The organism is Endozoicomonas acroporae (assembly GCF_002864045.1).
Classification (GTDB): Bacteria; Pseudomonadota; Gammaproteobacteria; order Pseudomonadales; family Endozoicomonadaceae; genus Endozoicomonas; species Endozoicomonas acroporae.
The window spans coordinates 1-7,713 of the sequence record NZ_PJPV01000264.1; the positions used below are offsets into that span (position 1 = coordinate 1).

At 46.7% G+C, this 7,713-nt stretch carries 6 protein-coding genes; 3 read left to right on the top strand and 3 right to left on the bottom strand.

What is annotated here, in order from left to right; all coding sequences use genetic code 11:
- Positions 1 to 149: 149 nt before the first annotated feature.
- On the bottom strand, positions 150 to 2,603 hold the full coding sequence (locus CX664_RS26055) for a hypothetical protein (protein ID WP_146000361.1): 2,454 nt from the start codon (positions 2,601 to 2,603) through the stop codon (positions 150 to 152).
- 228 nt (positions 2,604 to 2,831) lie between these two features.
- Here CX664_RS26055 and putP point away from each other — a divergent pair, with 228 nt between their 5' ends.
- Entirely contained in the window at positions 2,832 to 4,322 is a 1,491-nt protein-coding gene (gene putP / locus CX664_RS25005) for a sodium/proline symporter PutP (protein WP_101749300.1), read from the top strand.
- A 225-nt stretch (positions 4,323 to 4,547) separates the two neighbouring features.
- Here the strand turns inward: putP and CX664_RS25010 are convergent, their stop codons facing one another.
- Entirely contained in the window at positions 4,548 to 5,096 is a 549-nt protein-coding gene (locus tag CX664_RS25010; protein ID WP_101749296.1) for a hypothetical protein, read from the bottom strand.
- Between the two features lie 149 nt (positions 5,097 to 5,245).
- Here CX664_RS25010 and CX664_RS25015 point away from each other — a divergent pair, with 149 nt between their 5' ends.
- The gene (locus tag CX664_RS25015; RefSeq protein WP_101749297.1) at positions 5,246 to 5,470 is read left to right on the top strand and encodes a hypothetical protein; all 225 of its coding nucleotides are present in this window, start codon (positions 5,246 to 5,248) and stop codon (positions 5,468 to 5,470) included.
- Between the two features lie 53 nt (positions 5,471 to 5,523).
- Here CX664_RS25015 and CX664_RS25020 read toward each other — a convergent pair whose 3' ends face one another.
- Entirely contained in the window at positions 5,524 to 5,868 is a 345-nt protein-coding gene (locus CX664_RS25020; RefSeq protein WP_101749298.1) for a hypothetical protein, read from the bottom strand.
- Positions 5,869 to 6,124: 256 nt separating this feature from the next.
- On the opposite strand from CX664_RS25020, the gene CX664_RS25025 reads away from it, so the two are divergent.
- Positions 6,125 to 7,495 (top strand): isochorismate synthase, encoded by a 1,371-nt coding sequence (locus CX664_RS25025; protein ID WP_101749299.1) that lies wholly within the window; start codon positions 6,125 to 6,127, stop codon positions 7,493 to 7,495.
- Positions 7,496 to 7,713 lie beyond the last annotated feature (218 nt).

Sequence of the window (7,713 nt, forward strand, 5' to 3'; positions counted from 1 at the left end):
GATCGCCGATGGTAGTGTGGGGTCTCCCCATGTGAGAGTGGGTCATCGCCAGGCACCAAATAGAAAATCCCGGTTGACTAATCAATCGGGATTTTTTTATGCAGTCTTACATGAGAGCTATTTCTACAAACTTTTTAGGGTTAGTAGTATCACTCATCATCAGGATTAATGCGATTTCTTCTTTTCTTCATGGCTCCTGCCAAGAAGCCTTTATCTGTGAAGGCTTTTTCCAAGGCACCAGCAATGTCGATTCCCTTGCTCTCTTGACCAGGTTGTTTAGAGCTTGTAGCGGAACTATTACCCTTTTCAAGTCCAGATGCTTTATCTTGATTTCGACCTTTAACATCATTGAATTTCACTGCAGATCTATCATTTTTTAGATCCTCTGGTAATTTCTTTAAATTTGCTCCAGAGCGAATATCACTTAAAAGTGCTTTTCTGCGCTCTTGAGCTTTAACGTCACTACTGCCTTTCTTGGTTTGGCCTCCTGCTGATGGCACCGGTGGTGCTGGAGGTGGTGGCACCGGTGGTGCTGGAGGTGGTGGCGGCGGTGGTGGTGTCGGTACTGATTTACTACCATCGGTTTGGCCTTTAACTCCACCACTTGTTCTGTTTTCAGAAGATGGCGGTTTTGGTGCTGGCCAAGTTGGGCGATTTGATGTTGGTCGTTTTGGGCGTTTTGGTGGTGTTTGTTCTTCGGGTCGTGGAGGTATTGGTGGTAATACTTTTTTGGCTTGTAAGGTCTGTGGCTTTTCAGTAGCTGATTCTTGATGCAGGCCTGAGGTAATGTTTGCGTCAATACTGTCTTGAGGTACTTCAGCATCACTTACTGCTGGAGCTTTGTTACTTGAGTCAGCAGAACTGCTACTCAAAGAGTGATTATTGCTTTCATCCATTTCAGCGTCGGGCTTGGCAGCAACACCGATGTGGTCAGTTTTATTGGTTACTGGCTTTGCATGCAACATTCTCAGTTGTTTTGCTGTGTCAAGCTGTTGCGAAGTAACAGTGCCTTGCACTATTTTGGCTTGTCGACGAGCCTTTCTGGCATTTTTTGTCTCATACTTCGTGGCTTTTTGATAAGCATTACTGGCCAGCTCACAGGCGGTGTGCGCAATAACCAATTGATCATAGACTTCTTTATGATCAGAGTATTCTGTTACTGATCCTTGAACATGATTTTTGAGTTTTTTTATTTCCTCTTCAGGTAACCAGCCCTGTTCCTCAGACACAAGTTCTTTAAAGTGATTATCAATGCAAGCATGATTGAAGGATTGTAAAGCCAAATTCGAATTGGTTTCTGTTGGATTCAGGTCTTGTAGGCTTTCCCATGGTTTGGTTAATTCTACTCCTCTATAAGCAGTCAGGAATGCTTCAGGATGTGTGAGGGCTTCTGGTTTCTGATCTGGTTGGTCTTTAAAATATATTTCGACACTGGAATCAAATTGTTCCAGCTTGGAAGTCAATATTTCATACAGGTTTTTATATTCTTTTTGTAGTCTTTTAAAATCATTAAATTTATTGGCTTCTCTTTCTTCGATTTTTTGTATTGAATCTTTTGATTGTTTTCTTTTGCCTTCTAATAAATTTACTTTACCTGCCGTTGCTTCCGCCTCATTTTTTATGATTTGATAGGCATTTGTTAGTGTTTTATTAAGTTTTGTAATTATTATGGGTATTATTTCACGTTGTGCTTTTAAATCTTTTATTTGTACATCTGTGCTTTTTTCGACTTTCTTAAAATACTTATTAGTTTTTGTAGCAGCTTCTTCCAAGAATGGACGTATTATTGAATTCCTTACCTCTATAATTTGATCTGATAAATATTTATTCTCTTTCAGGTTATTTCTTGTTTTGCACAAAGTCGCTACTTTTTCAACATCTTCGGAAAACATGTCAATCATCGTATCTCTTAGTGCTTTTCTATGCTCTTTGCATAAGTCGTAACCAATCGTTTTGGCAGCCTTGTACAGACCTTTTACCACTTCACACTTTTGCTTGGTCAATTCAAGGGTTGGAGTATCTTCTTTACAAGGATCAATGCTTCTGAGGTGATTTGGCATTTTCTCAACAAGTATTGCCATTTGAGCATTAATTTTTTTAATTAGCGGATCTGTTATTTTGGGTGGCAGGCGATGCTGATCTCCGAGTCTCTTTACTTCCTCGTATAATTTAAGGAGTTTTTCTCCCGAGTTGCAGGATCTGATTTCATAAGAGAGATATCTCTTAACATCTGATTGAACAAGTTTCTGGAATTTTTTATGGCTAATAAATTCACAGTCATCTGGAATTTCGTCAGGAAGCTTCAAGATACTATCAATATGATCCGATGTATTTTGAACTTCTTGTGTTAAAAGTTTGACCCGTCTGTTGGTCATGGACTCTTGGAACTTATGCATTTTTTGACTGCGAGCATATTTTTCTGGATTAATTCGCTCTATTTTAAGGTAATTCTCAATCTTTCTTCCCCATTTGGAAACCAGCTTCCCATGACTATCCAATATTTTACTGTCCTTGCCTGATTCAATTCCAACGTACCTTGCTGGTTTTTGGTCAGGTAATTTTATCTGGTTATAGGAGGGGGGTGATATGCGTTGACTGTCCATGTCTGTATCCACAAATTATAAGTTCATTTGTGAATAATAGCGTACCTTAACTGGATCAATATAAGGGCAGCTTTTAATCAAAATAATTTATTATCTCAGGGCTAAGAGTCATATTTTTGGCAGACTTTATTTAATAAATAACTAATTAAATCAGCAGGTATTCCAACTGAATTGAACAAATAAATGTGGGCTAACGTTGAAGATATATACACCAAGAGTTTAGCCATCATGGAAAACCAAATACAAATAACCATAACCTTCCTGATCTATTTTATTGCCATGCTGGGGGTTGGTTATATTGCCTGGCAGAGAACCCAAAACTCTTCTGACTATTTTCTTGGCGGACGCTCACTGGGGCCGTGGTCGGCGGCATTAAGCGCCGGTGCTTCTGATATGAGTGGGTGGCTATTATTGGGCCTGCCAGGGTATGCGTTTGCAGCTGGTTTTGAGGCGATCTGGCTGGGGCTGGGGCTACTGGGAGGAACCTGGTTGAACTGGCTTCTGGTGGCCCGTCGTTTAAGAATTTACAGTGCAGTTGCGAATGACTCTTTGACGCTTCCCGAATTTTTTTCCAACCGTTTCTCCGATCTGAAGTATATTCTGCAACCGGTCAGTGCGGGTTTTATCCTGATTTTCTTTCTTTTTTACACCAGTTCAGGATTGGTAGCCGGTGGCAAACTCTTTGAATCTGTTTTTGGCTTCGACTACCAGCTGGCAGTGATTCTTGGCATGTTGAGTGTGGTCTCCTACACCCTGTTTGGTGGTTTCCTGGCGGTCTGCTGGACCGATCTGGTGCAAGGCCTGCTGATGTCGGCAGCGCTGCTGATCGTTCCGGTGACCGTGCTGGAAGTTACCGGAGGTGCCGGGCAGGTGCTGACCGACATTAACCAACTGAACCCCCATCTGACCAGCATGTTCACTGATGTTCGGGGGGAAGCGCTTTCTGTGGTTACGGTTTTGTCATTATTGGGCTGGGGGCTGGGGTACTTTGGCCAGCCACACATTATGGCGCGTTTTAAAGCGGTGCAGTCCAGTCATCAGCTAACCTTGGCACGGCGTATTGCGGTTTCATGGACTGGAATCTGTATGCTGGGTGCCTTGCTGGTTGGTTTAACCGGAATCATATATACCCAGCGGCAGGGATTGGTATTAGACGACCCGGAAGCTATTTTTATGCTGATGGTGAATACCCTCTTTCACCCGGTCATAGCCGGTATTCTCCTGGCCGCGATTCTGGCCGCCATTATGAGTACCGCAGATTCTCAGTTGCTGGTTTGTTCTACTGCGGTAGCAGAGGATTTTTATCGCAATATGCTGCGTCCCAATGCTACTCAGGGTGAGATGCTGTTGGTTGGTCGTATTGCCGTTGTCGGTATTGCGGTGCTGGCCACGGTGCTGGCCCTAAACCCGGACAGTTCTGTGCTGGAGATGGTGTCTTATGCCTGGGCAGGGTTCGGTGCCGCCTTTGGTCCTGCGCTGCTGTTCTCCCTTTACTGGAAGCGAATGAATGGATTGGGAGCCCTTGCCGGTATTGTTGTGGGTGGGGTAACTGTGGTGGTATGGCGTTCGCTCAGTGGGGGAATTTTTGAAGTTTACGAGATTATTCCCGGTTTTATCGCGGCGTCAGTGGCAATATTGGTGTTTAGCCTGCTGGGAAAAGCACCTTCTGATGCGGAGTCCGAAACCTTTCAGGAGGTGCAGACGCTGGTGAAATCATAATGGATAAGCCGGTTATTAACTAATACATCGTTTCAAGGAGCTTGATGTGTACAATCTCCGTTCACCCTGAGCGCCCTTCGACCCCGCTCAGGATGAACGGACGAAGGGTGTTTGGCACGATCTATCGGGAGCCGGAGTATGCGCCGTTCGACAAGCTTCAGGACGAACGGAGTCCGGAGACTTATAATAACGAAATCCGTCAAACTCATTGAAATCATTTACTCACTAATTATGGCGCGGATAACGCCAGAAGTTAGGGCTGAAAGGCAGTGTCAGGGTGGTATCTACACCGGCAAGAGAAGCTTCCGGATGATATTTGCTCAGATGGTAGCGCACCCGCTGCTCCTGTTGTCTGGAAACATCCACCATAATCAGATGTTTGCCTTTTACCAGATCATCGTGGAATCGGGCCGTTTTGTAATTCTCGCGGGTGATCCCTGCCAATCCACCACTCCAGGCTCCAAACATGGTAAATACGCCAGCGACCACCAGAAGGGCGGGTAGCGGGATCTCTACCCCGATTGGGTTCCACCACTCAATCACTGTGGCCGCCAGCAGGCCGACAGCACCGCCAATGAGGGCTCCCAGTTCTCCGGAGTGAATGACATCGTTTTCCTGCAGCATATTGGCACTGTGAACCTGCTTGTGATACAGGCCAGCTTCGTTTCGGCTTAAAACATGGAGATGCCAGTTGGTGATGCCATCCCGGTGCAGGTCTTCAGTAATTTTGGTGACGCTGTCCAAAGAGCCGGTCAGGTAGTAAAGACGTTTCATGGTAAACTCCTGCTTTACTGCGCGCAGAATCTAAGAATAGAGTATAGATTATCCGGGAGGCTGCCTGAGAAGAGATCACCCCGCTGCTATTCTTGCCGGGGCTTTCAGGGTGGCCTGCCAGAGGCCCACGTTGTTTTAGGTGAGTGACGATGAAGCAAATAAAAGTTGCAGTCAGAAAGAAAGGATCCCGAAGCGCTCAGGAATTCAGTGAAGCAGACAATGAGCTGAAGCAGACTCTGGAGCGACTGGCAAAAAAGGGATTGAACCCTATGCAGATGTGCCAGAAGCTGATTGAACACGAGGTGAAGCATCCCGGTGGCGGGGACTGGACCTACGACCGGGTCGTTGAGGAGTGTGAGCGGTTGAAAGTGTAATGCCCCGGCAGCCGGTTGGTGAGGTTGCCTGAGCGCAACCTCACCATTTGCCGTTATTTTTTTGTGCCCTTCAGCAGATTCTGGAAGCGGCGCAGCTTCTCTTCCTGAGTCAGCTGAGGGACTGTTTCCGACGGCTCCTGAATAAGCGGGCTGTAATCCAGCGTTGAAGCTTCCGCTGCTGTTTCCTGAGGTGTTGCGCGCTCCTGAAGCCAGGCATCCATCACATCAAGGGCCTCCAGCAACCCCTGATGTTCATCCGATACAGTCAGGTCCTCAGCATCCGCCAACTGATTTATTTTTTTTATCAGGTTACTGCGAATCTGGAGAATTCGTTCCTCCGAGATCTGCTCCCTGTTCTGCTCCAGCCATTGTCTGGCTGACTCTCCATTGGTGGCCATGGTGAATAGTTACCCGTGCTGATGAAACTGATCAAGGGTTCAGTTCTGCTGAAAGGCATGAATTTCAGCGTTGAAAAAAATGCAATGATAAAAAGTTACGTTGAAAAATTCATCTACTATTGCCAACAGTCGGTTATACCCTTAGGGATGTTATGGCTTTTCTCGGTAAATACGATCCAGATACCGGTGGCCAATCTACGTACAATTTCGTTATCTTACGATGTCTTTTTTTTAACGATCTTATTGGCAGGATGTCTTGACCAGTGTAGTTCAGACTCAGTTGGCATTGATGGTGGAACAGTTGGAAAAGCTGTTATCTCAACCTGTGCCTGAAAAGCGGCTGGTCAGAATTGAGCTACCTTTCCCCGCCATTTACCTGCAGGGCTTTCTGGCGGCACAGGATGGCTGTGAAAAAGCGTTCTGGAGAGACCGGGAAGGCGATCATGCTATCGCGGCGTTCGGTTACAGCTGGTCAGAAACATTATCCTGCCGACAGGACCTGGCTTGTGCATTTGCCAGTGCTCACAAAATCCTGAGCCATTTGCCGGCGCATAGGAGCAGTCACTGCCTTTGCTACCTCTCTTTTGCGGATGATGACGCGTCAATCTGGCCTGCTTTTGGTTATGGCAGGGTCATCCTGCCACTGCTGGAACTGGTTCAGACTCGCAAGGGAACGGTGTTGGGTGTGAACCTCAGGTCTGACAATACTTCGGAATACCATGGCAGTATTCGCAAGGCTCTGGAGATTATCGCAGCACTCAACTATTGCCAGCAGTTACCCGAGGCTGACTTTACCTTTCAGCTCGCAGGTTCCCAGCCAGACGCCAATGTCTGGAACCAATTGGTGGACAAGGCCCGGCAGGCGTTTGCATCGGGCGTACTGGATAAGGTGGTGCTTTCCCGGGAAACGTGTCTGAAACTTGAGGGGCGTCTCTCCCCATTCTCATTACTTTACGCATGGCAGCAGGCGAACCCGCATTCCTATCAGTTCCTGTTTCAGGGGCAGGGGCAAACGTTTTTTGGCTGCTCTCCGGAGCGACTGGTGAAGCGACTGGAAAATATTATTTCTACCGAGGCCCTGGCAGGTACCATTGTCCGCGGTCAGAACCTGCTTGAAGATGCTCAGCTGGAAAGCCTGCTGATGAGCGATGGTAAAAATATCCATGAAAACCGTCTGGTTCTGGATGATATCTGCCATAGGCTGCAACCCCTCTGTCAGTCCCTGGAAGCGGATCGCAGCCACTCGATTGTTAAATTGCGCCATATTCAGCATTTGCGTTACCAGATTCGTGGCGTACTGAACCACGACGTGAGTGATCAACAGTTGCTGGACCTACTTCATCCGACCCCCGCAGTGGGGGGCGCTCCAAGAGAGGACGCATTCTCCTTTATTGCCGCCAACGAACCCTACGCTCGTGGCTTGTATGCTGGTGTGTGTGGGATTGTTGGTGTTCAAAAGAGTGATTTCAGTGTGGCTATTCGCAGCGCCCGTCTGGCTGATAATGCCCTGATGCTCTACTCCGGTGCGGGTATTGTGAAGGACTCGGTGGCAGACGAAGAGTGGTCCGAGCTGGACAATAAAATTGCCACGGTACTGGATATTCTTGATCGTCAACAGACTGGTTAACGCTGGAGTAATACAATAAGTGCAACAGGCTGAAACTTGAGATGTGAGACAGCTGTCGGTAGATTTCTAAGTTGTCACACTCTGAAATGGAAGTCTGGAATGAGCACTCAAACCAAACACTACGAACAGCTGACTCAAGGCAAACGATATCAGCTTCAGGCACTACTGAAAACTGGTCTTTCTTTACAAGCTATGGCTGACAATCTTGGCGTTCATAA

Excerpts from the sequence above, each read along its gene's own strand:
- putP (WP_101749300.1), top strand. The coding sequence starts at position 2,832 with ATGGAAAACCAAATACAAATAACCATAACCTTCCTGATCTATTTTATT.
- CX664_RS25020 (WP_101749298.1), bottom strand. The coding sequence starts at position 5,868 with ATGGCCACCAATGGAGAGTCAGCCAGACAATGGCTGGAGCAGAACAGG.
- CX664_RS25010 (WP_101749296.1), bottom strand. The coding sequence starts at position 5,096 with ATGAAACGTCTTTACTACCTGACCGGCTCTTTGGACAGCGTCACCAAA.
- CX664_RS25015 (WP_101749297.1), top strand. The coding sequence starts at position 5,246 with ATGAAGCAAATAAAAGTTGCAGTCAGAAAGAAAGGATCCCGAAGCGCT.
- CX664_RS26055 (WP_146000361.1), bottom strand. The coding sequence starts at position 2,603 with ATGGACAGTCAACGCATATCACCCCCCTCCTATAACCAGATAAAATTA.